The organism is Brevibacterium sp. JSBI002 (genome assembly GCF_026013965.1).
In the GTDB taxonomy this organism is placed as follows: Bacteria; Actinomycetota; Actinomycetes; order Actinomycetales; family Brevibacteriaceae; genus Brevibacterium.
Genome location: NZ_CP110341.1, coordinates 105,563 through 129,241, shown reverse-complemented (window position 1 = coordinate 129,241; position 23,679 = coordinate 105,563). Strand labels below are relative to the sequence as shown.

The following is a 23,679-nucleotide window of genomic DNA, read 5'->3' as shown; positions in this document are numbered from 1 at the left end:
ACCGAGGCGGCCCGCCCTTGGTCGGTTCAGCTGAGTCTGCGGCCGGCGCAGGTTCAGACCCGGGCCATAATGGAGGCATGCATGATGCCGCCGATTCGAATGAGGACCTCCGCGAGGAGTACCGCATCAAGATGCGCGGTCGGCTTCTGCGCCGGTCCGCGTCCTTCAATGTCGCCCACGCCGTCGACAGTCTCGAACCCGGTACCGGCGCACAGAGCATCCAACGCGCGCTGACTCTGCTCAACCTCGTCGGCCTCATCGCCGGTGAGAGGCGCGAGGGTGCGAGCCTGTCCGAGCTCGCGTCGATCAGCGGCCGCCCGAAGGCCAGCGTCCACCGCATGCTCCAGGCGCTCATCGCCATGGGCTACGTCGAACGCCTCGAAGAGGGCGGATACCGCCTCGGCGTGCAATCGCAGATCCTGGGTCAGCTGGCCCAGAAATCAGTGGATCCCCTGGTCACGGAGTCCGAGTCGAGTCTGCTGCGCTTGGCCGAACTCAGTCAGGACACCGTGTTCCTCACTCTGCGCACCGGCAGCTATTCGATCTGCGCCCGCCGCGAGGAGGGCTTCGGTGAGATCTTCAATAATGCCTTGTCCGTGGGCGACCGACACCCCTTGGGCATCGGGGCCGGATCGCTGGCGATCCTCTCCGAGCTCTCCCCCGCCGAGGTGGACGCCCAGTTCGAGGCCAACGCCGAGATCCTTGCCGAAAGGTATCCGAAGGTCTCCGTCCCGCATCTGCGCGACATCATCGATCAGGCCCGCATCGACGGCTTCGTCCACAATCCGGGGCTCTTCGCCAAGGGGTCGTGGGCGGTGGCGGTGCCGCTGCGCATCCGCGGCTCCCGCCCGCAGGCGGCTCTGTCGATCGCTTCGATCGCCGATCGCGTCACGGGTTCACGGGTCGAACGCCTCGTCGCTCTGCTGCGCCGGGAGGCGAAGGCCATCGCCGAGGCGCTGAGCTCCCATCCCGTCCACGACCTGAACTCCGGCGACCTCTGAGCCGCCCCTCAGCGCCGGCGCAGGAGGCGGACTCCGGTAGCGTGAAGGGCATGCCGGAGCCTCCTGATTCCACGACCGTGTCCCTGCCGATCACCGAACTGCGCGACCTGTGCATCGCTGCGATCACCGCGGCCGGCGGGTCGACCGCACTGGCGCAGTCCCTGGCCGAGGCGACCGTGGCCGCAGAGCGCCGCGGCAAGACCGCCGTCGGCACGGCGCACCTCTTCGACTACCTCGATGGGCTCGAAGCCGGCCGCATCAACGGGCAGGCACAGCCGCGAGTGACGAATCGTCTGCCCGCAGCACACCATGTCGACGCCGACCGCGGCACTGCGCAGCTCGCGTTCGACGCAGTTGTCGATGACTTCGCCGCGTCTGCCGCGAAACTCGGCATCTCGGTCCTCAACATCTCCAATGCCTTCACTGCCGGCGAACTCGGCTATTACACGACACGGCTTGCCGAGCGAGGCCTGGTGGCGCTGGCAGGGGCCAACTCACCGGCGCTGATGTCGCTGTTCAGCTCACCGGGCTCGGCGACCGGAACGAACCCCTTCTCTTTCGCCGTTCCCCATGCCGACGGCCCGCGCATGTTCGATCAGGCGACCAGTGCGACCGCCTGGGTCAACGTCCGCGACGCCGCCGATCGGTCAGAGGCGATCCCCGAAGGGTGGGCACAGGACCCGAACGGGGCGGCCACGGTCGATGCCGAGGCCGCCCTCGCCGGTTCCCTGCTGCCGTTCGGTGGAGTCAAGGGCAGCAATGTCGCCCTCATGATCGAGCTCCTCGCCGTCCACGGCGGGGGCCGCTTCTCCGTCGACGCACCCGCCTTCGACTCGGGACAGGAGAACCCGGGCACGGGACTGTTCGTCATCGCGATCGCGGCAGACGCCTTCGACCCCGACTACTCGAAGCGGGTCGCCGAGCACCTCGATCGTCTGCACTCGCAGTTCGGCGTCGATTTCGGTCGCAAACGCAGCCTCGACGTCGTCGAACTGCCCCGCGAGCTCCATTCACCTCTCCTCAGCCGCGGCTGAGGCGGCACACCTTCCCAGAACTCGGCTGAGCGGATTCCGAACTAGACGGCGGCTTGATCTCCCAGTCCCGCACGAATACGACGGACGGCGTCGTCGAAGGACTCCTCGGTCACCTCGGCGGCTGCTGCGGGGTCTCCCGCGTCGACGGCGTCCATGAGTCGGCGCTGATGTTTGAGCAGCGGCACCGTGTCCGCAGCCGCGATCTCGAGCCTCGCTCCGACGAGCTTGTAGGCCCGGCATCGCAGCCACAGAGCCCGGATCGTCTCGGCGAGGACGGGATTGCCCGAGGCAGAATAGATCGTCGCAAGCAGCTCTTCGTCGTGGTCGAGGTACTTCGAGGCATCGCCGGAGTCGAGAGCCGCCTCCATCGCCGCGAATTCCTCATCCAATCGTGCCCGGCCCACCTCATCGAGCTTCTGAGCACCCTGGACCGTCGCCTCGACCTCGAGGATGCGACGCACGGAGTAGATCTGCAGCAGCTCCTCGGCGGTGAAGGTCCTGACCACCGCTCCACGGTGCGGGCTGGTCTCGACGAGCCCGACCGCCTCGAGCCGGGCCAGCGACTCCCGCACGGGCATGACGCTCGTGCCCAGGGACGCCGCGAGCTGGCGGATCCGCAGACGGTCCCCGCTGCGATATTCGCCTGAGAGAATGCTCGCCTGCAGCGCCTCGAACACCTGATCGCCGACGCGCGGGCCGATCTCGGTCTGGGTCTCGCTCATAGTCGACAGTCTATCCACGCCGAGGCGGCTTGCAGTGAGTTCATTGGCTCCTTCTACCGCAGCTGCAGTTTGATCGCTCAGCGCAGGACGATGGTCCTCTTGCCCGAGAGGAACACTCGACCGTCGCAGTGCCACTTCACGGCATTGGACAGCGCCTTGCATTCGGCATCGCGGCCGGCGGCCACGAGGTCCTCGGGGGTGAAAGCATGGTCGACCTCGACGAGCTGCTGGGCGATGATCGGACCTTCGTCGAGTTCGGAGTTGACGAAGTGCGCGGTCGCCCCGACGGTCTTCACTCCGCGCTCCCACGCCTGGTGGTAGGGCTTCGCACCCTTGAAGGACGGCAGGAACGAGTGATGGATGTTGATGGCCCGTCCGGTGAGTTCGCGGGCGAGGTCGTCGGAGAGGATCTGCATATAGCGGGCGAGCACCACGAGGTCGACCTCGAATCGGTCGACGAGTTCGAGCAGCTTCGCCTCGGCCTCGGGCTTCGTCTCCTTCGTCACGGGGATCCGGAAGAAGGGGATGTGGTGCCATTCGACGAGCTCACGATGATCGGGGTGGTTCGATACGACGGCGGCGATCTCGATCGGCAGTTCGCCGACGCGGGCGCGGAAGAGCAGATCGTTGAGGCAGTGCTCGAACTTCGAGACCATGATGAGCACCCGCCGCTTCTCCCCCTGCGGCCACAGCTGCCAGGTCGCGCCGAACTGCTCGCCGATCTCTTCGAAGTCGGTCCGCAGAGCCTCGACACCGTTGCCGGGCTCGTCGGAGACGCTGAAGTCGATGCGCAGGAACAGCTGCTGGGTCGACTGGTCGTCGAACTGTTTGAGTTCCTTGATGTCTCCGCCGTGGGTGAGCAGGGCACCGGTCACGGCGTGGGTGATTCCGGGGCGCTCAGCGCATTCGAGGGTGAAGATGTAGTCCTGCATGTCCGTGTCCTTCTGTCCGTGGGGCAAGATCTGTGTGGTGCAAGGTCAGAGTGCTGCAACCTCAGAATGGTGCTCAGCATTCGACGACGTTGACGGCGAGTCCGCCGCGCGAGGTCTCCTTGTACTTCGATTTCATATCGGCTCCAGTCTGCCGCATGGTCTCGGTCGCCTGGTCGAGACTCACCCTATGGGAGCCGTCGCCGTGCATGGCCAGCCGGGCGGCATTGATCGCCTTCACCGAAGCGATGGCATTGCGTTCGATGCACGGCACCTGCACGAGACCGCCCACTGGATCGCAGGTCAGCCCGAGGTTGTGTTCGAGTCCGATCTCGGCGGCGTTCTCCACCTGTTCGGGAGTTCCGCCGAGTACGGCGCACAGTCCGGCGGCAGCCATCGCGCAGGCCGATCCGACCTCGCCCTGGCAGCCCACCTCGGCGCCGGAGATCGACGCGTTGCGTTTGAAGAGGATCCCGATGGCCCCGGCGGTGAGCAGGAACGTCACCACGGCATCGTCGGCAGCACTCGCACCGGCGGCGGAGCCGGCTCCCTCGTCACCGGTGACGAACCGGTCCATGTAATGGAGCACTGCGGGGATGATGCCAGCCGCCCCGTTCGTCGGAGCGGTGACGATCCGTCCGCCCGAGGCGTTCTCCTCGTTGACGGCCAGTGCATAGAGGTTGACCCATTCGAGGGCGTCGAGCGATCCCGATGCCCGGTAGTCCGCGGCTTCGAGCTTCGCCTTCAGTTCCGGGGCGCGGCGACGCACCTTGAGTCCGCCGGGCAGGGTCGTCTCGGTACGGGTGCAGCCGTTGTGCACGCATTCGCGCATCACCGCCCAGATCTCGAGCAGCCTGGCCCGCAGGGTCTCATCAGTCTGGCGGGCGCGTTCGTTGACGGCCATGAGCTCGGCGATGCTCAGCCCGCGGATGCGACACTGCTCGAGCAGCTCATCGGCCGTGGAGAACGGGATGACGTCCCCACCTCGACCGGCCGCACCGGGACCGTCGCCGCCGGATCCGGGCCCGTCCCCGGCTGCATCGATCGCTTCGGCGGCGTCCTTCTCCGCGGCGAGTTCGTCGGCGGTGACGACGAATCCCCCGCCCACGGAGTAGTAGTCGCGCTCGATGAGCTCACCGTCCGCCTCGGCGCTGATGCGCATCCCATTGGGATGGCCGGGCAGGGATTCCCGCAGGTGCAGGGTGAGATCTGACGCCACGTCGAAGGGCACGTCCTTTCGCCCGCCGAGGTGGAGCGACCCTGTCTCACGGATCTCGGCGACCAGCGGGCCCACGGAGTCCGGATCGAGCGTTTCGGGTTCCTTCCCGGACAGCCCCGCGAGCACGGCGGAGTCCGAACCGTGCCCGATGCCAGTGGCACCGAGGGAGCCGAAGAGTCCGATGCGGACCGCATCGACACGCTCGAGCAGACCCGCCTCGGCGAGTTCATCGACGAAGCGCACCGCCGCCCGCATCGGTCCCACCGTGTGCGAGGACGAGGGTCCGATGCCGATCGAGAACAGATCGAGGACCCCGAGACTCATCAGCCGGCTCCCTCGGCTTCAGATCCGGGCGTCTGCCCGTCGGTGAGGAACTCCGCCATTCCATCGAGGAGCCAACGGACCGTGAAATCCGCGAAGCTCGCCCGCGGATAGATGCGGTAGGTGTCCTCACCACTGTGGTGGAGGATGACCGGCACGGGACCCAGAGCGGTGACGATTGCGGACCCGATGCCGAAGGCGCGGGGGTGGAGATCGGCGCGGCAGCTCTTCTCGAGCACTTCGCGGGCCTTCTCCCCTGTCAGTTCGAGGATCGTCCGGTTGGCCGAGAGATCGACGACCTGTCCGGGCAGTCCCTCGAGTCCCGCCTCGGCGACGATCGTCTCTCCTGGCTGCTGGCAGCGGGAGACGTCGACGGCGAGGAATTCGTCGGGGCTCAGCCACAGCACGTGCTGGGCCGCCGGATCACCGGTGACTTCGCCGACGCTGCGCGGCAGATTGAGAGCGAACGTGTCTTCGAGTGACTTCCACGACGCGGAGTCCGGCTGTGCCCGCAGGCCGATCTGCACCGTGAAGGGCAGTTCGCGCAGGCCGACGCTGCGGCCGCCGGCGGCACTCGCCTCGGACATCAGCCCGGCCAGGTGCGCGGCCGGTGAGACCCGCAGGTCATCGAGTCCGCTCGATCCGGTGCCCGCGTGGGCGGCCTGCGTCTCAGCGGTCGAGGGGGACTGTGCCGTCGAACGGGTGGAGTAGGTGGTGTCAGCCATCGCGGCGGTTTCCTTCCGGATCGTAGAAGACGGGCGAGGTGATCTCGACGTCGACGAGGGTGTCGCCGAAGGGAGTCTTGACGATCTCTCCTTCGCGGTTGCGGCCGTTCTCGACGAGTGCGAGACCGAACGGCCGGTCGAGGCTCGGCGAGATATAGGACGAGGTGACGTGTCCGATCATCGGCACCGGTCCGTCCTCCGGGGTGACGGGCGTGCCCGCCGCAATGAGCTGGGCGCCTTCGGCCAGACGCGTGGTCCCGTCAACCGGGAGCACGCCCACGAGGTGCTTGCGATCCTCCCGGGCCGTATCGACGCGAGAGTAGGAGCGTTTGCCGATGAAGTCCTTGACCTTCGAGACGATCCACTCCATGCCCGCGTCCTGCGGGGTCACGGTGCCGTCGGTGTCCTGCCCGACGATGATGAAGCCCTTCTCGGCGCGCAGCACGTGCATGACCTCGGTGCCGTAGGGGGTGATGTCGAACTCGGCGCCCGCCTCGGCGACGGCTTCCCAGACGGCCAGCCCGTAGAACGTGTCGACGTTGATCTCGAAGGCGAGCTCGCCGGAGAACGAGATCCGGCAGATGCGGGCGGGAGTGCCGTTTTCCAGGGTGGTCTCGCGGAAGCCCATGAACTCGAAGGCCTCGTTCGACACGTCGAGGTTCGGAGCGAGCTTGGCGATGACATCGCGGGACCGGGGTCCGGCCACGGCGACGGTCGACCACTGTTCGGTCACCGAGGTGAAGACGACGTCGAGGTCGGGCCATTCGGTCTGGTGCCATTCCTCGAGCCATTCGAGGACGGTCGCAGCCCCGCCGGTGGTCGTCGTCATGTAGTAGCGGTCCTCGGCCACGCGCAGGGTCACGCCGTCGTCGAAGATCATGCCGTCGGGCTTGCACATCAGCCCGTAGCGTCCCTTTCCGACCTTGAGCTTCTTGAAGCCGTTCGTGTAGATCTGGCCGAGGAACTCTCCGGCGTCCTTCCCGCGGATCTCGATCTTGCCGAGCGTCGAGGCGTCCTGGAATCCGACGGATTCGCGCACGGCCTTGCCCTCGCGCAGCACCGCGGCCTCCATGTCCTCCCCCGGCTTCGGGTAGTACCAGGGCCGTTTCCACTGCCCGACGTCTTCGAACTCGGCGCCGTGGGCGACGTGCCAGGGGTGGATCGAGGTGACCCTGGCCGGGTCGAAGAGTTCGCCCTTGCGCCGTCCGGCCAGTGCCGCGAAGGGCACCGGGGCGAAGGGGGCGCGGAAGGTCGTGTGCCCGACCTGGCCGAGGTCATCGGACTCCCCCAGCACCGAGGCGATCGCGCCGATCGCGTTGACCGCTGAGGTCTTGCCCTGATCGTTCGCCGTCGAGATCGAGGTGTAGCGCTTGATGTGCTCGACCGAGCGCATGCCCGCGCCCATCGCCCGCTGCACATCGGCGACGGTCTGGTCGCGCTGGAAGTCGATGAAGTGCGTGCTCAGGTTCGCGTGGTCGTCCTGCGCCGAGGTGACCAGCCACAGTGGACGGGCCGGAGCATAGGCCATCGCCGAGGCCGCGGGGGCGGCGAGCGCGGCCGGGAAGCCGGTGCGGTTCGCCGCTTGGTTCCCCGCCTCGGCGCCCTGCCGCAGAGCCGCTTCGAGCGAGTAGTCCCCGGTCACTGCTCCGACCGTGAACTGATCGCGCACGGGCGTCGTCGGCACGAAGGCCGCGATGTCGACGTTCCAGTGGATTGTGCCCTTGCGCTGACCGTGCAGGTGGATGACCGGCGAATGTCCGCCGGAGACCGCGAGCAGGTCGACGGGAATGCTCTCACCGTTCTCAGCTGCGACGCCGTCGTCATCGAGTCCGGCGACAGTGATGGCGCTGACCCGTCCGGCTGGGCCTTCACCGGCGGTGCCGGTGACGGCAGAGCCGAGGATGAGCCGAGCGCCCGTGGCTGCGGTGACGGATTCAGCGATCGCCGAGGCTGAGGTGCGGGAGTCGATGACCGCGGGGACGGTGATGCCTGCCGCATGGAGGTCGGTGACGAGGTCATAGGCGGAGTCGTTCGTCGTCGCCACCGCCACCTGGTCACCGGCGGCCACACCAAAGCGGCCGAGATAGGTGCGCACGGCCGAGGCGAGCATGATGCCGGGTCGGTCGTTGTCCGCGAAGACGATCGGACGGTCGTGGGCGCCGGTGGCGAGCACGACCTGACCGGCGCGGATATGCCAGACCTTCTGGCGCACTCCGCGGCCACCAGCAGCGGCGACGGCGTCGGTGCGGTCTTCGAGGGCGACGAAGTAGTTCGAGTCGTAGCTGCCGAAGACGGTCGTGTTCTTCACGTACGTGAGCTCTTCGTGCTCGGCGAACCCGGCGACGGTGGACTCGACCCAGGCGAGGGCGTCGACGCCGTCGATCGTTTCGGCCGTGGCCGGTCCCGCCGCGAGCAGCGAGCCGCCGGGCAGGGACTGGTCGTCGAGCAGCAGGGTGCGCGCACCGGACTTGCCTGCTTCCCTGGCCGCGGCGAGTCCGGCGGGGCCCGCGCCGACGATGAGGACGTCGGTGTGCACGTGCTTGTGTTCGTAGGTCAGTTCGTCCTGGCCGGGGTCGAGGATGCCGAGTCCGGCGAGGTAGTCGGCCTCGAGTCCTTCGGCGATGGCGACACGGGTGGCGGGCAGCATCGATTCGGAGACGTCTCCGGAGTACCGGGAATGCACGCGGACGAGCGCATTGGACTCCTCGACGCCGGCGCCGAGGATGCCGCGAGCACGTCCCAGGTAGGTCGAGTTGCCGCAGTCGATGCGGCCCGCGGCGATGAGCGCACTGGCGATCGTGTCACCGGCGAAGCCCGAGTAGGACTGTCCGTCGACGGTGAAATCGATCGGGCGGGCGGTGTCGATGCCGGTGGCAGAGGACAGTCGAGACGCGGAGTGCAGACGGGTGGTGTTCGTCATCGAACCTCTCCTTGGGTGTCGGGACGGGGCGAGCCGATCGGGTAGATCGCCGCGAAGTCGTAGGTGGCCGTGTCACGGACGGCGTTGAACCACTTTCGGCAGCCGGCGCTGTGGCTCCACATCTCGGCGAAGGCACCGCGGCTGTTCTCACGGTAGAAGAGGTACTCGGCCCATTCTTTGTCCGTCAGGGCGTGCGGGTCTTCGGGGTAGGGAACGTGCGCCTGTCCCCCGTAGTGGAATTCGGTTTCGTCGCGTGGCCCGCAGTTCGGGCAGTGGATGAGCAGCATGTCGGTGTCTCTTTCCTTCCGCTCAGTGGGCCACGGCTGCGGCGCCGTGTTCGTCGATGAGGTGACCGGTTTCGAAGCGGTCGAGGGCGAATGGGGCGTTGAGCGGGTGAGGTTCGTCGTTCGCGATGGTGTGGGCGTAGGTGAAGCCCGCCGCCGGGGTGCCCTTGAAGCCGCCGGTGCCCCAGCCGCAGTTGGCGTAGAGTCCTTGGACTTCCGTCTTCGACACGATCGGTGAGGCGTCGAGGGTGACGTCGACGTTGCCGCCCCAGGTGCGCAGCACATGGGCGCGGGCGAAGATCGGGAACAGCTCGACCGCGGCGGCCAGCTGCTCCTCGATGACGTGGAAGCCGCCTCGTTGACCGTATCCGTTGTAGGAGTCGACGCCGGCGCCCATGACGAGTTCGCCCTTGTGCGCTTGGGAGACGTAGACGTGGACGTGGTTGGACATGACCACGGTCGGGTGCACCGGTTCGAAGAGTTCGGAGACCAGTGCCTGCAGCGGGTGGGTCTGGATCGGCAGGCGGATCCCGGCCATGTCGGCGAGCACCGAGGAGTCCCCGGCCACGGCCAACGCGACTTTCTCGGTGGCGATGGGTCCGCGGTTCGTCTGCACGCCCACGACCTGATCGCCGATGCGTTCGATGCCGGTGACCTCGCAGTTCTGGATGATGTCGACACCCATCTCGTCGGCCTTGCGGGCGAAGGCCCAGGCGACGTGATCGTGCTTGGCGATGCCGGCGCGCGGCTGATAGGTGCCGCCCATCACGGGGTAGCGGAGGTCGTCGCCGATGTTGATGATCGGGCAGACTTCCTTCACCTGCTGGGGGTCCAGCCATTCGGCGTCGACGCCGTTGAGCTTGTTCGCATTCACCCGGCGCTGGGATTCGCGGACGTCCTGGAGGGTGTGGGCGAGGTTGAGCACGCCGCGCTGGGAGAAGAGGAAGTCGTAGTCGAGCTCTTCGGGCAGCTGCTCCCAGAGCTTGAGGGACTTCTCGTAGATCGCGGCGGATTCGTCCCACAGGTAGTTCGACCGGATGATCGTCGTGTTGCGGGCCATGTTGCCCCCGGCGAGCCAACCCCTCTCGAGAATGGCGATGTTCGTCATTCCGTGGTTCTTCGCCAGATAGTAGGCGGTGGCCAGGCCGTGTCCGCCGCCGCCGACGATGACGGCTTCATAGGACTTCTTCGGCTCCGGATTGCGCCACAGGAAGTCGGGGTGTTCGGGAAGCTGGTCAGCCATCAGCGTGCTCCGATCTCGGTGAGGGTGGGGTACAGGGGGTGGTCGTTCGCCAGTCGGGTGACGCGTTCGCCCAGTTCTGCGATGGTCTCCGGGCTCGCGCCGTTCTCGTCCGTGCCGGCCTTGAGCGCTTGCGCGATGATGTCGGCCGCCTCGGCGAATGCTTCGCTGCCGAATCCACGGCTGGCGAGCGCCGGTGTGCCGATCCGCAGACCGGAGGTGACCATCGGCGGTCGCGGGTCGTCGGGAACGGCATTGCGGTTGACGGTGATGCCGATCTGGGCGAGCAGATCTTCGGCCTGGGCTCCGTCGAGGGTCGAGTTGCGCAGATCGACGAGGACGAGGTGGACGTCGGTGCCGCCGGTGAGGACGGAGATTCCGCGTTCGGCGACATCGTCTTCGGTCAGGCGGCGGGCGAGTTCGCTCGCCCCGGCCAGGGTCCGCTTCTGCTTGTCGACGAAGGTGTCGGTGGCGGCGAGCCCGAAGGCCACGGCCTTGCCGGCGATGACGTGTTCGAGAGGCCCACCCTGCTGTCCGGGGAAGACGGCGGAATTGATCTTCTTCGCGATGTCCGCGTCATTGGTGAGGATGATGCCGCCTCGGGGACCGCCGAGCGTCTTGTGCGTCGTCGACGACACGACGTGGGCGTGCGGGACCGGTGAGGGGTGGAGTCCGGCGGCGACGAGTCCGGCGAAGTGGGCCATATCGACCATGAGGTAGGCACCGACGGAATCGGCGATGCGGCGGAACTCGGCGAAGTCGAGCTGCCGGGTGTAGGCCGACCAGCCTGCGACGATGAGCTTCGGCTGGTGCTCGTGAGCGAGGCGTTCGACCTCGGCCATGTCGACGCGTCCGGTCTCGGCATCGAGACCGTAGGGGACGATCGAGTAGAGGCGGCCGGAGAAGTTGATCTTCATTCCGTGGGTGAGGTGGCCGCCGTGGGCGAGGTTGAGTCCGAGGACGGTGTCGCCGGGACGGATGAGTGCGTGCATGACCGAGGCGTTGGCCTGGGCGCCGGAGTGCGGCTGGACGTTCGCATACGCGGCTCCGAAGAGTGCCTTGACGCGGTCGATGGCGATGCGTTCGATCTCGTCGACGTGTTCGCAGCCGCCGTAGTAGCGGCGGCCCGGGTAGCCCTCGGCGTACTTGTTCGTGAGTACCGACCCTTGAGCTTCCATGACGGCCGAGGCGGTGTGGTTCTCCGAGGCGATCATCTCCAGGCCCTCGCGCTGCCGGGCCAGTTCGGCGTCGATGAATCCGGCGATCTGCGGATCCAGTTCAGCGATCGAGGTGCTCAGTTCGACGGGTTCGCGGCTGGGGAAGGTCCCAGCTGAAGCGCCTGCCGGGGCACTGGCCGTGCCGGCTGCGGCGGGATTGGCGAGTTGCTCTGTCATGGATCTCCTTTGACCTGTCACGATCAGCCGACCCCGGCTGATCAGCAACTAATATATCAGGTGCGTTCCTGTAGTGTAGGCAGAGAATTCCAGCCGATGCAATACATCTGCCGCAGAGATTATGAGGAGTCCTCTCATGAGCACATCCGCCGACGCGACGTCACCGACGACGTCCTTGGCGAATCACGCCTATGAGATCCTGCGGCACCGGCTCATCATGCTCGACATCGCTCCGGGCGATCCGATCAACGAGGCGGCCCTCAGTGCCGAGCTCGAGGTCGGCCGCACGCCGATCCGCGAGGCCCTCAAGCGACTCGAACGCGATCATCTTGTAGTGTCCTATCCGCGGCGCGGCACCTTCGCCACCAACGTCGACCTCACCGATCTGTCGACGATCTCCGAGATGCGCGAAGCACTCGAGCCCATCGCCGCCAGGCGTGCGGCTCGCAACCTCACCACGGAGCGTCGCGCGGATTTCACGGCCGCGATCGCCGACCTCAGGGCACTCGAATCGACCGACGAGCAGCGCACGCTGATGGAACGCGACCTCGACGTCCACCGCCTCATCTACAGCTCGGTGGACAATCCGCACCTGTCGGAGACGCTGATCCGCCTCGATGATCTGGCTACCCGCATCTGGTGCCTCGTCATCCCGGGGATCCCGGATCTCGTCACTCACATCCGGGAGCACATCGATCTGCTCGAGGCCATCCTCGACGGCGACGAGGAGACTGTCGCCGCCCGCGCCGCCGAGCACGTCCGCGAATTCGACAAGACCGTCCGCACCACCCTGCGCTGAGGTCCCACTTCACCCGCCCACGCCCCCGACATCGCACAATGATGCAGAGTCGCTACCTCCCTGAACCGCCGAGGCGCAGCGAGACCCGCTCCGCCGCCTGAACGCAGTGTTCGCCGAGCTCGGCGATGCGGGTCGCATCGGTGCGGAACTTCGGTGCGGCGATGAGGACGGCCGCGACCACTTCACCGCGATGGTCGTGCACGGGTGCGGCGATGCCGACCTCGTGCGGAGAGGTTTCGGCATCGTTGAGTGCATACGCGGGACCGCCGGCGCGATCCGGGCCGTCGCCGGCGTCGCGGAACACCTTCACCGAGGCACTTCCCTCCGTACGATATCTCGACCCCAGACTGGACGTATGCTTGACCGGCTCGGGACTCGGAACCTGTTCGACGGTGACCGCCTCGGCGCCGTCCCACACCATCAGCGCACTCGTCTCGGAAGTGGCCCGCGTGAGTGCCTGCAGGATGGGATACGCTGCCCTGCGAACATCGAGATCGGCCAGCAGGGGGCCGGCGATCGCAATGATGCCCAACCCAAGCCGATACCGCTTCGACGGCGCCTGTTCGACGATCCCCTCCTGCTCGAGCGAGGCGAGAATCCGCGACACCGAACTCTTGTGCAGCCCCACGCGCGGTGCGATCTCGGTGACACCGAGCTCCTGCCGGTCCGGCGCGAAACAGCGCAGGATGGCGACGGTGTTTTCGATGACCGAGGCACCGCGGCGTGGGTTGTCAGGCGATTGTCGGGACATGGTGTGAGTATATTCGGCGGCGAGGCCCTCAGGCCGGAATGATGTTGTGTTCGGCCCCGAACGGGAACTTCGTGATGTCCTCGGAGCCGCTCTCCCCGACGACGACGATGTCATGTTCGCGGTAACCGCCGGCACCCGGCTGCCCCTCGGGAATGGTGATCATCGGCTCCATGGAGATGACCATTCCCGGCTCGATGACGGTGTCGATGTCTTCTCTCAGTTCAAGCCCGGCCTCACGCCCATAGTAGTGGCTGAGCACTCCGAATGAGTGTCCGTACCCGAAGGTGCGGTTTTCGAAGAGTCCGTGCTCGAAGTAGATCTCATTGAGTTCGGCGGCGATGTCCTTGCACACAGCTCCGGGCTTGATGAGTTCGATTCCGCGCTTGTGCACTTCGACGTTGACGTTCCACAGCTCGAGCGACCGAGCGTTGGGCTCTCCGTAGAAGAGTGTGCGCTCCAGCGCGGTGTAATAGCCGGTCGGCATGGCGAAGCAGTTGAGGCTGAGGATGTCACCTTTTCGGATCTTGCGGGTCGTCGCCCAATTGTGCGCGCCATCGGTGTTGATACCCGATTGGAACCACACCCAGGTATCACGGATCTCCTGGTCAGGGAACGTCCTAGCGATCTCATGAGTCATCGCCTCAGTGCCGATGAGCGCGAGTTCGTACTCGCTGATGCCTTCGGTGATGGCGGCCTTGATCGCCTCACCGCCGAGGTCACCGATTCGAGCGCTGTGTTTGATCACCTCGATCTCCTCGGGTGACTTGATCATCCGCTGGCGCATCGACTCCTTCGAGATGTCGACGAGTTCCACTGCAGGGAAGGCATCTTGGAGCCTGTTGCGATTCTCGAGGGGCAGGTTGTCGTCCTCGACGCCGAGACGGCGCGGGTTTCCGATTCCGCGCTGACGCAGGCCCTCCTGGATCGCGTAGTAGTAGTTGTCACGACGCCAATCCGTGTACACGATGTTCTCCCCGTAGCTGGTTCGCCACGGCATGCCTGCATCGATATTCGCGGTGATCGTCACCGTGTCGTCGGCCGTGACGACCATGGCATATGAGCGACCGAAGTAGGTGAAGAGGAAGTCCGAGTAGTACTTGATGTTGTGATAAGAGGTGAGGACCACTGCGTCGAGCTCCTTCTCGGCCATAATGGCGCGCAGTCCGGTCAGTCTCCGCTCCATCTCCCCATCGGAGAAGGTCAGCGGTGTCTTGGACCCGTTGTGGAGGACCTTGAGCCGCTCGAGGTCAGCGACGGAGGCATTGTCAGCAAAGGTGGTCATGGGTTTCTCCTATTCGTTCGACACCGCCATCTCGGTGCCGCGGCGGTGTGGTGGGGTTCTGGACGACTTCAGACGTCGCGCAGAGGCTTATGGAAGGTCTCCTTGGCGCAGATGACTGCACCGAGACAGATTGCGGCCGCAGCCATGAGGTACCAACCGGGGGCAAGATGCGAATTGGTCAGGCCGATGAGCAGAGTGGCCATAAAAGGTGCGGTGCCGCCGAACAGGGCGTTCGACACGTTGAAGCTCACGGCAAACCCGGTGTACCGGATACGTGTCGGGAACATCTCGGCAAGGAAGCTCGGCAGAGTGCCGTCGTTGAGGGTGAGCATGGCTCCGAGTCCGATCTCGACGAGGACGACGAGCGTGAAGCTGCCGGCGTCCAGCAGCATGAAGGCCGGCACCGTGAGGACGATGAAAGTGACTGACGCGATGATGAGCATCCTCTTGCGACCGAACCGATCCGAGGCCAGACCGGTGAGCAGGATGAAACCGATATAGGTGACGAGAGCGATGGTGGTGGCGACGAACGATTCAGTAGCCCCATAGCCGAGCTCGGTCGTGAGATAGGTGGGCATATAGGTCAGGACGACATAGAACCCGACGGCGTTGAGCAGCACTGCGCACATCGAGATGACCAGGGGCCGCCAGTGGTCCCGGAACATGGCGAAGACCGGGGCTTTGATCACTTCATCCTGCTGAGCGAGTTCACGGAATGCCGGCGTGTCCTCGAGTCGGGTTCGGATATAGCGGCCGATCAGTCCCATGGGCGCGGCAAGGAAGAATGGGAGCCTCCAACCCCAGCTCTCCAGCTGTCCATCGCTCAGCGTCGACGAGAGGACTGCGGCGAGCACCGATCCCAATAGCAATCCGGTGGCGGTGCTGGCGGGAACCACTGCCGCGTACAGTCCGCGTCGCCGCGGTGGTGCGTATTCGACGAGGAACGCCGAGGCCCCCGCATATTCGCCTGCCGCAGAGAATCCTTGGACGAGGCGGACGACGAGCAGCAGCACCGGAGCGAGGAAGCCGGCGACCGCGAAGCTCGGCAGCAGACCGATCGCAAAGGTCGAGACAGACATGATGAGAATCGAGACGGACAGTGCGGAACGTCGTCCGATCTTGTCTCCGATATGACCCCAGATGAAGCCTCCGATGGGGCGGACGACGAAGGAGACGGCGAAGACCGCAAAGGTGGACAGAAGCGCGAGATTGCCTTCGGACTCAGGGAAGAAGACGATCGCAATGGTCGTCGCAAAATACCCGTAGACGCCGTAGTCGAACCATTCGACGAAGTTGCCGACGAAACTGGCGGAGACGACGCGCCGCAGCGTCCGCTTCTGCTCGATATTCGGCTGCGCGGTCGCCGACGCATCTGATTTCACAGCGTCGTTGTCCTCTGGAGCGAGGTCGGACTTCATTGTCTTCTCCATCGTTGTGAACGGTGACAACGCGGTGTTGCATTCTTTACAACTGCGTTGCATTTAAGATTATTCTGTCCCGGTCACCCGGTCAAGAGATTTCTGCTCAGAACTGCGCGCAATCAGAAAGCGGCAGGCGAAAGGCCCTGCCGGACTGCATGTCCGACAGGGCCTTGGAACTGTACTCACCGACACAGCGAAGCCCCGCACGACCATTCGATCGTGCGGGGCTTCGCTGATGCGTCCGGTGTCGCCTACCTGCTCGAGACGCGTCCGAAGAGATTCGCGATCGGGGCCAGCAGCAGCGGCCTGGCGGCGAACCAACCGGCCACGACCACGACCATCGCGATGAGGAACCAGACGAGTCCGGCCCAACCGAGCATATCGGTACCCGCGAACATGTAGCCGAGGTTGTGCCGCAGTCCGGTCGTGAACACGAGGAACACGTGGACGAGGATGAAGAACACGAAGAACAGCATCGTCGGGAAGTGGATCGCCCGCGCCAGCGGCGCCGGGTAGATCTTGTTCAGCGTCGTCGCGTTCTTCGGCCACCATTCGCTCATCCGCACACCCGTGATCGCGGCCAGCGGGGCGGCGATGAACACGATGATGAAGTACATCAGCTGCTGGAGAGCGTTGTAGTTGACCCACGCATCTTCCATCGGCCATTCCATCGTTCCGTACTGCAGCGCCGCCGACAGCGCGTTCGGGAAGACTTCCCAACTGGTCGGCACGATGCGTGCCCAGTGCCCGGAGACGAAGAGCAGCACGACGAAGACCACACCATTGGCCAGCCACAGCAGATCGAGGCTCGTGTGCAGCCAGAGGTTGATGCTGACCTTCTTCCCGCCCTTCTTCGGGGTGTAGAACGCCGGCGGCTTCTGCTGGTGACGCACCTGCAGACCCGAACGGATGATGAGCACCATGAAGAAGATGTTGAGGAAGTGCGTCCACCGCACCCAGCCCGGGAAACCGGGATCGACGAATTCCGGGATGTTGTATTCGCCCGGGTAGCGTTCGAGGAACTCCGGCACGCCCGGCAGGGTCGTGACACCGCGCGCGGCGAGGATGAGGATCCCGGCCACGACGATGAGTCCGCCGAGTCCCAGCCCGACGAGTTTGGACCACTGTCCCAGCGACTTCGAACCGATCATGACCGGTTCCTTCTTCGCTGCGGGCTTCGCCGAGGCAGTACTGCCCGAACCGGACGATGTGGCCTTCGCGGCCGGTGCCGTCTTCGCAGCCGGCTTGTCCGCGGTGCGTGCGGCAGCCTTGTCGTCCGCCTTCGCGGCGGGCTTGGCCATCGGTTTGCGCTGAGCGGGCTTGTCCGCCGTCTTCGCTGGAGGCTTGGCCATCGGCTTGCGCTGAGCGGGTTTCTTCTCGGCTTCGTCAGATTTCTTCTCCGACGCCGAGGCGGCTCCCGCTGCTGCGGCACCTGCGCCGGCGGCGGCTCCCGCACCTGCGGCTGCCGCGCCGGCACCGACGCCGCCGATTCCGGTGCGCCGCCCCTGGGGCTTCTTCTCAGCGGAATCGTCAGCTGCAACCGGCTTCGCCTCGGCCGGCTTGTCTGCCTCGGCAGATGCGGCATCGGTCGACTTAGCGTCTGCGGCCTTCTCTTCAGCCGGAGCCGAAGCGGCGGCCGAGCCTGCGGCAGGTTTGGCAGCGCGTGCTGGAGCAAAGCCTTCCGGCGGCCAGGGGTCTCCCCCGGCGGTGCGGGGAAGTCCGCGGCGCAGAGGTACATCGGAGAGTTCTCCGGAGTCCGAGCGGCCAGCAGCAGCTGCGGCCACACCGGCACCGGCAGCACCCGCGCCAGCAGCGGCGGCCGCGGGAGCAGCGGATGTCGATTCAGACGTGGAATCGGCTGACGTATCAGTCGAGGCGGCTTCGGCGGAATCGGGCTGAGCCGCGGATTCGTCCGCTGTGCTCTCGACAGGAGCGGATACAGCCGCTGCCGGAGCAGCACCGGCGGCCGAGCCACCTGCAGCCTTGACCCCGGCAGGCGCGAAGCCTTCCGGCGGCCAAGGATCTCCACCGGCAACACGCGGCAGACCGCGACGCAGGGGAACCTCGGCGGCAGGAGCCGATTCCGCAGCGGGAGCATCGGCGGCGGCAGGTTCTGCCGCAGCCGACTCATCATCAGAGGCAGAGGTGGCGACGGCAGCGCCTGCAGCCACGCCGGCTCCAGCCGTTGCCGCGGCGGCAGCAGGAGCGGCCGAGGACTCTTCGTCCGACTCGACGGGCGCCGATTCCTCGGTCGAATCTTCGACAGAGGAATCCCCTTCGGCAGCTGGTACTTCGGCCGACACTGCGGGCGCAGCAGAAGCAGCGGTGGCCTTCACTCCGGCAGGAGCAAGGCCTTCCGGCGGCCAAGGCTCTCCACCCTCGACGCGCGGAAGACCACGACGCAGAGGCACCTCGGCAGAAGTAACTGCCTCAGCAGGCTCCTCGACCGAATCCTCAACGGGCTCATCGGTTTCAGCGGAAGCATCTGCCCCCGTCGATTCCTCGGCTTCGGTCACATCGGACTCGGCCGCCTCGGCGGGGGAACCTTCATCCAGTTCCTCCGTCTCGGCAGTCTCCGGCAGCCACGACGCGCCCTCTTCCAAGGGTTCACCGATGGTGCCCTCCGGGGGCCAGGGGTCTCCGCCTTCGACCCGGGGCAGACCCGAGCGCAGCGAACTGGAATAGGTTGCCATATCAGGACTTGTTCTCGTTCAGTGATTCGATGGCCTGGGGAACGACCTTGAACAGGTCGCCGACGACGCCGAAATCGGCGATGTCGAAGATCGGGGCTTCGGCGTCCTTGTTGACTGCGACGATGGTCTTCGACGTCTGCATGCCGGCCTTGTGCTGGATCGCGCCGGAGATGCCGAGAGCCACGTAGAGCTGCGGGGACACCGACACACCGGTCTGGCCGACCTGGTGCGACTGGGCGATGTAGCCGGCGTCGACGGCCGCACGGGACGCGCCGAGGGCTGCGCCGAGGGTGTCGGCGAATTCGCCGACGAGCTCGAAGGACTCCTCCGAACCGACGCCGCGACCACCGGAGACGACCTTCTGCGCACCGCGCAGCTCTGGACGCGAGGAGGTTTCGACGACGGCTTCGAACGAGTCGATCGCAGCCGAGCGCTTACCGGAATCGGCGACCTCGAGGGCCTGCGTGTTCGCGGACTGAGCTTCTGCACGCGCCTCGATCGAGCCCAGGCGCACGGTAACGATGGGGGCACCGAAGGTCGGAGCCGAGGAAGCGGTGTAGCCGCCGCCGTAGACGGAGTGGTTGGCCACGATGCCTTCGGAGTCGCGTTCGAGTCCGACGGCGTCGACGCACACGGCCGATCCGCTGCGCACGGCGTAGCGACCGGCGATGTCGCGACCGTCGAGGGTGTTCGGCACAAGCACGGCGTCGGGAGCAGTGAGCTCCGCGGCTGCGGCCACGGCGTCGACGGCTGCGGTGCCGAGGTTGCCTTCGGCGGCTGCGGCGGTCAGTGTTGCCACGGCGCCGAGTTCGGCGGCCTTCTCGGCAGCGGCTTCGGCGCTGCCGACGGCGAGCACGAGGGCGACGGGCGAGCCGATCTCAGCGGCTCCGCCGAGCAGTTCGGCGGCCGGCTTCTCCAGCTGGCTTTCGGCATCGGCGGTGAGGACGACGAGAATGGAGTCCTGCGGGAATTCTGACATGACGATTCTCCTTAGGCCAGACGGTTCTTGGTGAGGTATTCGGCGAGTTCGACTCCGCCATTGCCTTCGTCGACGACCTTCTCGCCGGCTTCGCGCGGCGGCTTCTCGGCGACGGTGACCATGATCGAGCGGGCCACGGACTGGTCCTCGGCATCGATGTCGAGATCGGACAGGCTGATGACCTCGAAGGGCTTCTTCTTCGCCGCCATGATGCCCTTGAAGTTCGGGAATCGGGCTTCGGGAAGCGCCTCGGTGATGGAGATGACGGCGGGCAGTTCGGCCGAGACCTGCTGCTTGCCGCCTTCGACCGCGCGGGTGCCGGAGACCTTGCCGTCGCCCAGTTCGACGGTCGTCAGGCCGGTCACGTGCGGGTAGTCGAGGTGCTCGGCGAGCATCGCCGGCATCATGCCGCCGTTGCCGTCGGTGGAGACGTTGCCGGTCACGACGAGGTCGAACTCACCGCGGCGCAGAGCGGCGGCGAGCACCTCGGCGGTCAGGCCCAGGTCCGCACCGGCCAAGCCTTCATCGGCCACGTGCACGGCATTGTCGGCACCCATGGCCAGACCCTTGCGGATCGTCGCAGTCGCGGTATCGGGCGCCATGGAGATGACGGTCACCTCGGTGTCGCCGTCGGAGTCCTTCTGCGTCAGGGCGACCTCGAGGGCACGCTCACCGATCTCATCGAGGACGGCTTCCGAGGCGCCGCGATCGGCGAGCCCGGTTTCCAAGTTCAACTTGCGGTCGCCGTACGTATCCGGGACCTCTTTGACCAACACCGCGATCTTCAAGGATGACTCCTTAGGTTCGTGAAGCAGTTCCAGCTGCGTGAGACTTTCGTCTCATAATCTACAGGTGGCTGATTTCCGTCCGTTGACCGGGTCCGGGTTAGAACCGATCATGTCCATCACCCATGGTACGTGGTAGGCACCACAGATATCTCCGTAACTGTACGAACGATCGACAGAATTTGTCCAGTGCGCCGGACTCCGCAACCATGCGGACTCTCCTCGCCGAGGCGGTCCCCCTGTCGTCGACGACGGGACCTCGACGCAGGGCCATCCCCTCGCCGAGGCGGGGCCCTAGAATGGGAAGGAGAACGACCAGTCCTCCCGGTGCCATCGCCGCCTCTCCGCGCGAGTGCATCAGGGCAGGTTGAACGCAGAGGTCGCAGGCAAGACGCAGACATCAACGGTGAAGGAGCGCCCCGTGGCATTCGACCTCGACGACATCGACCGCAGCATCATCGCCGCCCTCGTCGAGGACTCGCGCCTGAGCGTGCGCCAGCTGGCCGAACGTGTCCACATCTCCCGCTCCGCCGCACATAAGCGCTTCACCACCCTCATCGAATCGGGTGCGATCAGAAAATTCACCGCCGAGGTGGACCGCGAGGCTCTCGGCATGACCGTGACCGCGGTCGTCGTCGTCAAGATCGGCGAGCGCCCCTGGCCGCAGGTCCGCGATGACCTGGCAGCCCTTCCCTTCGTCGAGAAGGTCCAAGCCGTCAGCGGGGACATCGACGCCCTGGTGACGGTCAATGCCCCGGATAACACTGCGCTGTCGCAGGTGATCCTCCGCCGGATCCACGAAGTCCCGGGCGTCGTGTCCTCCCGCTCACTCCTCATCCTCGATGAGGCGGAGGGCCACAGGCCGGGCGCCGGCTGAGGAACGCGGCGCTTCCGCCCGATAGGGCACTCAGTTCTGACAGAGCGAAGCCCCCGGCACCGGAATTTGTGCCGAGGGCTTCTTGACGTGAAACAGAGAGAACCGCCCACGCCGGATCCAACACTTCAAGCTAGCGTGTCAACCACCTTAGGAAAGATCAGCGTTGCGTATTTCTCATAGGTTAGCCTAACCGAGGATTGAGAGTACACAACAGATCGATGGAGACTTTTTCGGTCGCACTGCCTGCGAGGCAGTCACTGTTCAGCTGCGCGGCCCCGACAGCAGCATGAGCGCGGCACCGGCGACGATGCGCTTGTACACCGGCTCGACAGACAGCGTGTCTCCGTCGGCTGTGAGGAGCCCGAGCTCGGTGAGCTCCTGCAGCTCGTCTGCCAAGAGCGTGGAGAGTCGCTCGGCGCGCACCTCGCCGAGGTCGAGGTCGGGGCGTTCGGGTGCCGAGTCAGGAGTGAGGATCTCGATGAGGCGTTGGGCGATCGTGATCGCAGGGGCGCCGTAGTCCTCTCCGGGAACGAGGTTGATCACGTCGAGCAGCCGCTCGTAGATGAAGGCGCCGATGACCGGCAGTGCGGTATCCGCGCTCACCTCACCCTTCTTCCACTCGTCGGCGGCGCTTCCCGGGCGGACCTTGGTGCCGGTGATCTCGGTGATCTCAGCACTCTGCATCACGGCCCACATCGCTTCGAGGACGGGCACCTCATCGGCGCTGCGCGCATAGTTCACGCCGTCTTCGTACCGGGCGTTCGACGCAACTCCGACGGCTTTGATGCCGAACTTTTCGGCCGCCTCGGCGATATCGGCCCGCTTCACCCGTCCCGTACCTGTCAGCGGGCGGGAGTCGCCGATCCAGTCGAGAATGCCGGCTACACCGGCGACGAGGCGATTGTGCGGCATGGGCTGCGCGAGCTGCTCCTCACTCAGGGCATTGGCTTCGACTGCGGCCATCAGGGCCGAGGGCAGCGGGTCGGTGCGCATGCTCGCGGCCTCGGCTCGGGCGCGGGCGGCGTTCCAGCGTTCGGGGTTCTCGTCGGTGTCCATGCGGAAGCGGAGATAGTTGTCGAGAGCTTCGAGGCTGTCGAGGAAGATCACCGTCGACGGCGATTCGCCATCGGACTTCTCGGCCTCCTCCTGTCCGTCGACTGCGAAGCTTTCAAGGACGTCGAGGAGGTCGTCGATTCCCTCCGGTTCGTCGATATCTGCGCGGGAGGACACGGCGATGCAGAACAGGAGGTGGGCGATGTCGAAGACCTCTGAGTCCTCGTCGACGTCGTCGTAGGTCTCGGCCAGCCAGTCGCGGAAGCGCTGATAGAGCGGCATCTCGTAGACGGTCTTCTCGACCGCGTCCATTCGTTCGTCGACGCTCTGCGGGTCGGCGTGGGGATTCGCCTGTGCGCTCGCCTCGGCGCTCGATCCGCCGAGCCACTCAGGCAGGTCCTGTTCTGCGGCAGGGCCGTCCTGGACGTCCTGGTCGTCCTGGAACACTCGGTCGGTGGAACCGTAGGTGCCCGCAACCGGTTCCGGATAGCCGTCGAGCGGCATGAGCTCGTCGACGAATTGCTGCTCCGAGACCTTGTTTCGTTTGGCCAACCGCGCGACGGCGGCGGCTACGGCGAGCATGGAGCCCTCGAGGACTGGACGTCCGCTGTTGCTGGCGATGAGGCGATCGAGGCTGTCGACGACGCGGCCCTTATGTGCCAGGGCCAGGATGTCGCGGGCCACGGCACGGGACTTCTTCGCCGACCACTTCGGTGCCATCACTCCGCCGAGCTTCGGTCCGTGCACGTCGTCGGTGAACCATTCGTCGAGGAGGTCCATCGCCGCCCCGGTCACCTGCGCGACGCTCGGGTTGAAGTCCTGGGGGTCAGAGGGCAGGGAGGCCACAACAGCCTCCGCGGTTTTGATGTCGCCTTCGGCAAAGGCCACGGAGAATGACCGCAGCTTCCCCAGAGCCAGTCCGCGGTGGGCACCGACCGGGGTGAACAGGCGGCGGTTGTACTCCTCCTGCGCCTTCTCCATGGCTGCGTGGAATTCGGCTTCGGTGAAGTCCGCATTCGGATCGTCGATGTCGACGCCTTCGGCCTTGAGGAACGGCGCCAGCTCCCGCATCATCCGATCGCCCATGCCGGGGTTATGGCTGATACTGCCGCCCGCTGCCATTCCGTGGAATTCGGGACCGTCGAAGAAAGTAGACACGCATTGCTCCTGCCGAGGATGAACTGAAGCAATAACGGTAACAAGTCAGACCTCGTCGGCCGCACAACTGCCTCGGCATGGCCCCGCGGCTT

19 protein-coding genes are annotated in these 23,679 nt (G+C 65.9%); 4 read left to right on the top strand and 15 right to left on the bottom strand.

All coding sequences use genetic code 11. The features are described from left to right. Positions 1–77: 77 nt before the first annotated feature. Both LJ362_RS00550 and LJ362_RS00545 read left to right on the top strand, forming a co-directional pair. The gene (locus tag LJ362_RS00550) at positions 78–1,001 is read left to right on the top strand and encodes an IclR family transcriptional regulator (RefSeq protein ID WP_264800245.1); all 924 of its coding nucleotides are present in this window, start codon (positions 78–80) and stop codon (positions 999–1,001) included. A 50-nt stretch (positions 1,002–1,051) separates the two neighbouring features. Beyond that, complete coding sequence (locus LJ362_RS00545; RefSeq protein WP_264800244.1) at positions 1,052–2,035, top strand: Ldh family oxidoreductase; 984 nt, start codon at positions 1,052–1,054, stop codon at positions 2,033–2,035. A gap of 41 nt (positions 2,036–2,076) precedes the next feature. Here LJ362_RS00545 and LJ362_RS00540 read toward each other — a convergent pair whose 3' ends face one another. The 8 genes from LJ362_RS00540 to glyA form a co-directional block, all read right to left on the bottom strand. Next, positions 2,077–2,757: a GntR family transcriptional regulator gene (locus LJ362_RS00540; protein WP_264800243.1), complete on the bottom strand. Its 681-nt coding sequence runs from the start codon at positions 2,755–2,757 to the stop codon at positions 2,077–2,079. 77 nt (positions 2,758–2,834) lie between these two features. After that, a complete protein-coding gene (gene purU, locus LJ362_RS00535; RefSeq protein ID WP_264800242.1) occupies positions 2,835–3,689 on the bottom strand; it encodes a formyltetrahydrofolate deformylase in 855 nt (284 codons plus the stop codon). A gap of 73 nt (positions 3,690–3,762) precedes the next feature. Continuing rightward, positions 3,763–5,229: an L-serine ammonia-lyase gene (locus tag LJ362_RS00530; RefSeq protein ID WP_264800241.1), complete on the bottom strand. Its 1,467-nt coding sequence runs from the start codon at positions 5,227–5,229 to the stop codon at positions 3,763–3,765. Further along, on the bottom strand, positions 5,229–5,951 hold the full coding sequence (locus LJ362_RS00525; RefSeq protein ID WP_264800240.1) for a sarcosine oxidase subunit gamma: 723 nt from the start codon (positions 5,949–5,951) through the stop codon (positions 5,229–5,231). Before LJ362_RS00525 ends, LJ362_RS00530 begins: the two co-directional genes overlap by 1 nt. Beyond that, a complete protein-coding gene (locus LJ362_RS00520; RefSeq protein WP_264800239.1) occupies positions 5,944–8,871 on the bottom strand; it encodes a 2Fe-2S iron-sulfur cluster-binding protein in 2,928 nt (975 codons plus the stop codon). The genes LJ362_RS00525 and LJ362_RS00520 overlap by 8 nt, the downstream gene beginning before the upstream one ends. Then, the gene (locus tag LJ362_RS00515; protein ID WP_167193175.1) at positions 8,868–9,158 is read right to left on the bottom strand and encodes a sarcosine oxidase subunit delta; all 291 of its coding nucleotides are present in this window, start codon (positions 9,156–9,158) and stop codon (positions 8,868–8,870) included. The genes LJ362_RS00520 and LJ362_RS00515 overlap by 4 nt, the downstream gene beginning before the upstream one ends. 22 nt (positions 9,159–9,180) lie before the next feature. After that, positions 9,181–10,398, bottom strand: a complete 1,218-nt coding sequence (locus LJ362_RS00510; RefSeq protein ID WP_264800238.1) for a sarcosine oxidase subunit beta family protein — start codon at positions 10,396–10,398, stop codon at positions 9,181–9,183. Then, on the bottom strand, positions 10,398–11,789 hold the full coding sequence (gene glyA / locus LJ362_RS00505; RefSeq protein WP_320109139.1) for a serine hydroxymethyltransferase: 1,392 nt from the start codon (positions 11,787–11,789) through the stop codon (positions 10,398–10,400). The genes LJ362_RS00510 and glyA overlap by 1 nt, the downstream gene beginning before the upstream one ends. A 136-nt stretch (positions 11,790–11,925) precedes the next feature. On the opposite strand from glyA, the gene LJ362_RS00500 reads away from it, so the two are divergent. After that, positions 11,926–12,588 (top strand): GntR family transcriptional regulator, encoded by a 663-nt coding sequence (locus LJ362_RS00500; protein ID WP_264800237.1) that lies wholly within the window; start codon positions 11,926–11,928, stop codon positions 12,586–12,588. Positions 12,589–12,640: 52 nt separating this feature from the next. Here LJ362_RS00500 and LJ362_RS00495 read toward each other — a convergent pair whose 3' ends face one another. From LJ362_RS00495 to LJ362_RS00470, 6 genes are all read right to left on the bottom strand, one after another. Then, positions 12,641–13,339: an IclR family transcriptional regulator gene (locus tag LJ362_RS00495; RefSeq protein WP_264800236.1), complete on the bottom strand. Its 699-nt coding sequence runs from the start codon at positions 13,337–13,339 to the stop codon at positions 12,641–12,643. 28 nt (positions 13,340–13,367) lie between these two features. Further along, the gene (locus LJ362_RS00490) at positions 13,368–14,621 is read right to left on the bottom strand and encodes an aminopeptidase P family protein (RefSeq protein ID WP_264800235.1); all 1,254 of its coding nucleotides are present in this window, start codon (positions 14,619–14,621) and stop codon (positions 13,368–13,370) included. A 68-nt stretch (positions 14,622–14,689) separates the two neighbouring features. After that, a complete protein-coding gene (locus tag LJ362_RS00485; protein ID WP_062240123.1) occupies positions 14,690–16,039 on the bottom strand; it encodes an MFS transporter in 1,350 nt (449 codons plus the stop codon). A gap of 254 nt (positions 16,040–16,293) precedes the next feature. Then, positions 16,294–18,735 carry a cytochrome b/b6 domain-containing protein gene (locus LJ362_RS00480; RefSeq protein ID WP_264800234.1) on the bottom strand — a complete coding sequence of 814 codons (2,442 nt, stop codon included), beginning with the start codon at positions 18,733–18,735 and terminating at the stop codon, positions 16,294–16,296. 1 nt (position 18,736) lies between these two features. Continuing rightward, positions 18,737–19,714: an electron transfer flavoprotein subunit alpha/FixB family protein gene (locus LJ362_RS00475; RefSeq protein WP_264800233.1), complete on the bottom strand. Its 978-nt coding sequence runs from the start codon at positions 19,712–19,714 to the stop codon at positions 18,737–18,739. 11 nt (positions 19,715–19,725) lie between these two features. Next, positions 19,726–20,502 carry an electron transfer flavoprotein subunit beta/FixA family protein gene (locus LJ362_RS00470; protein ID WP_259358109.1) on the bottom strand — a complete coding sequence of 259 codons (777 nt, stop codon included), beginning with the start codon at positions 20,500–20,502 and terminating at the stop codon, positions 19,726–19,728. Between the two features lie 418 nt (positions 20,503–20,920). Here LJ362_RS00470 and LJ362_RS00465 point away from each other — a divergent pair, with 418 nt between their 5' ends. Then, positions 20,921–21,376 (top strand): Lrp/AsnC family transcriptional regulator, encoded by a 456-nt coding sequence (locus tag LJ362_RS00465; protein WP_009883814.1) that lies wholly within the window; start codon positions 20,921–20,923, stop codon positions 21,374–21,376. A gap of 261 nt (positions 21,377–21,637) precedes the next feature. On the opposite strand, the gene LJ362_RS00460 is transcribed toward LJ362_RS00465, so the two are convergent. Beyond that, positions 21,638–23,587: a hypothetical protein gene (locus LJ362_RS00460; RefSeq protein ID WP_264800232.1), complete on the bottom strand. Its 1,950-nt coding sequence runs from the start codon at positions 23,585–23,587 to the stop codon at positions 21,638–21,640. Positions 23,588–23,679: the final 92 nt, after the last annotated feature.